The organism is Nostoc sp. CALU 546 (assembly GCF_048836525.1).
Map to the genome: position 1 here is coordinate 1 of NZ_JAWJTF010000261.1, position 2,955 is coordinate 2,955.

Annotated in this window: 2 rRNA genes; both read left to right on the forward strand. The window is 51.6% G+C overall.

From position 1 onward, the window contains the following. Positions 1 to 2,663: ribosomal RNA gene (locus RRG12_RS42440) — 23S ribosomal RNA — on the forward strand; the annotation flags it as partial. A gap of 119 nt (positions 2,664 to 2,782) precedes the next feature. Then, positions 2,783 to 2,900 (forward strand): 5S ribosomal RNA (rrf, locus tag RRG12_RS42445). The last annotated feature ends 55 nt before the right edge of the window (positions 2,901 to 2,955 follow it).

Consider the following 2,955-nt stretch of genomic DNA (forward strand, 5'->3'; position numbering starts at 1 on the left):
TGAGTAGTTGTGAGCGAAAGGGGAAGAGCCTAAACCAATTGGTTTACCGATTGGGGTAGTGGGACAGCGATATCGAATCTGGAGGCTAGACGAAGCAGCTAAATACTGCACCAAAGAAGGTGAAAGTCCTGTAGTCGAAAGGCAAAGGATAGTAGCTGAATCCCGAGTAGCATGGGGCACGAGGAATCCCATGTGAATCAGCGAGGACCACCTCGTAAGGCTAAATACTACTGTGTGACCGATAGTGAACCAGTACCGCGAGGGAAAGGTGAAAAGAACCCCGGAAGGGGAGTGAAATAGAACATGAAACCGTTAGCTTACAAGCAGTGGGAGGACTATTAAAAGTCTGACCGCGTGCCTGTTGAAGAATGAGCCGGCGACTTATAGGCACTGGTAGGTTAAAGCGAGAATGCTGGAGCCAAAGGGAAACCGAGTCTGAAAAGGGCGATAATCAGTGTTTATAGACCCGAACCCTGGTGATCTAACCATGGCCAGGATGAAGCTTGGGTAACACCAAGTGGAGGTCCGCACCGACTGATGTTGAAAAATCAGCGGATGAGTTGTGGTTAGGGGTGAAATGCCAATCGAACCAGGAGCTAGCTGGTTCTCCCCGAAATGTGTTTAGGCGCAGCGGTAATGATTATATCTGGGGGGTAAAGCACTGTTTCGGTGCGGGCTGGGAGACCGGTACCAAATCGAGACAAACTCTGAATACCCAGAGCACACATTGCCAGTGAGACAGTGGGGGATAAGCTTCATTGTCAAGAGGGAAACAGCCCAGACCACCAGCTAAGGTCCCCAAATCATCGCTAAGTGATAAAGGAGGTGAGAGTGCACAGACAACTAGGAGGTTTGCCTAGAAGCAGCCACCCTTGAAAGAGTGCGTAATAGCTCACTAGTCAAGCGCTCTCGCGCCGAAAATGAACGGGGCTAAGCGATGTACCGAAGCTGTGGGATTAACTTATGTTAATCGGTAGGGGAGCGTTCCGTCGTAGGTAGAAGCAGTAGCGGCAAGCAGCTGTGGACGAAACGGAAGTGAGAATGTCGGCTTGAGTAGCGCAAACATTGGTGAGAATCCAATGCCCCGAAACCCTAAGGTTTCCTCCGCCAGGTTCGTCCCCGGAGGGTTAGTCAGGACCTAAGGCGAGGCCGAACGGCGTAGTCGATGGACAACGGGTTAAAATTCCCGTACTGATTGTAGGTTGTGCAGAGGGACGGAGAAGATAATTGTCAGCCGGATGTTGGTTACCGGTTCAAGCGTCAAGATGTTGAGAGACGGCGAAAACGTTTCGAGTTGAGGCGTGAGTACGACCCACTACGGTGGGGAAGTGGCATAGTCTAGCTTCCAAGAAAAGCTCTAAACACGTTAACTTACAGTTACCTGTACCCGAAACCGACACAGGTAGGGAGGTTGAGAATACCAAGGGGCGCGAGATAACTCTCTCTAAGGAACTCGGCAAAATGGCCCCGTAACTTCGGAAGAAGGGGTGCCCACCTAAGACGTGGGTCGCAGTGAAGAGATCCAGGCGACTGTTTACCAAAAACACAGGTCTCCGCAAAGTCAAATCGACGCAGTATGGGGGCTGACGCCTGCCCAGTGCCGGAAGGTTAAGGAAGTTGGTCAGGGGGAAACCTTGAAGCTAGCGACCGAAGCCCCGGTGAACGGCGGCCGTAACTATAACGGTCCTAAGGTAGCGAAATTCCTTGTCGGGTAAGTTCCGACCCGCACGAAAGGCGTAACGATCTGGATGGTGTCTCAGAGAGAGACTCGGCGAAATAGGAATGTCTGTGAAGATACGGACTGCCTGCACCTGGACAGAAAGACCCTATGAAGCTTTACTGTAGCCTGGAATTGTGTTCGGGCTTGGCTTGCGCAGGATAGGTGGGAGGCGATGAAGTATTCCTTGTGGGGAATATGGAGCCAACGGTGAGATACCACTCTGGCGAAGCTAGAATTCTAACCCATGACCGTTATCCGGTCAGGGAACAGTTTCAGGTGGGCAGTTTGACTGGGGCGGTCGCCTCCTAAAAGGTAACGGAGGCGCGCAAAGGTTCCCTCAGCACGCTTGGAAACCGTGCGACGAGTGTAAAGGCATAAAGGGAGCTTGACTGCAAGACTGACAAGTCGAGCAGGTACGAAAGTAGGCCTTAGTGATCCGACGGCGCAGAGTGGAATGGCCGTCGCTCAACGGATAAAAGTTACTCTAGGGATAACAGGCTGATCTCCCCCAAGAGTCCACATCGACGGGGAGGTTTGGCACCTCGATGTCGGCTCATCGCAACCTGGGGCGGAAGTACGTCCCAAGGGTTGGGCTGTTCGCCCATTAAAGCGGTACGTGAGCTGGGTTCAGAACGTCGTGAGACAGTTCGGTCCATATCCGGTGCAGGCGTAAGAGCATTGAGAGGAGTCCTCCTTAGTACGAGAGGACCGGGAGGAACGCACCGCTGGTGTACCAGTTATCGTGCCAACGGTAAACGCTGGGTAGCCAAGTGCGGAGCGGATAACCGCTGAAAGCATCTAAGTGGGAAGCCCACCTCAAGATGAGTGCTCTCACCACAATAAGTGGGTAAGGTCACGGGCAGAACACCCGTTCTTAGGCGGTAGGTGGAAGTGCAGCAATGTATGTAGCCGAGCCGTGCTAACAGACCGAGGGCTTGACCTCACAACTCATTTGGTTTCGCGTTACTTGCAGTCTTCAGGGTTTCTGAAGTATTAGAAATGTAAAATTTCAAAAGTCATTTTTAATTTTACATTTTTAATTTTTAATTCCCATCAGGTTTTCCTGGTGTCTATTGCGCGGTGGAACCACACTGAACCCTTCCCGAACTCAGAGGTGAAACGCTGCTGCGGCAACGATAGTTTAGGGGTAGCCCTACGCAAAAATAGCTCGATGCCAGGTTTATTCTTACAACAAGCCCCAAGCAATCATAATTGCTTGGGGCTTTTGTTTACCC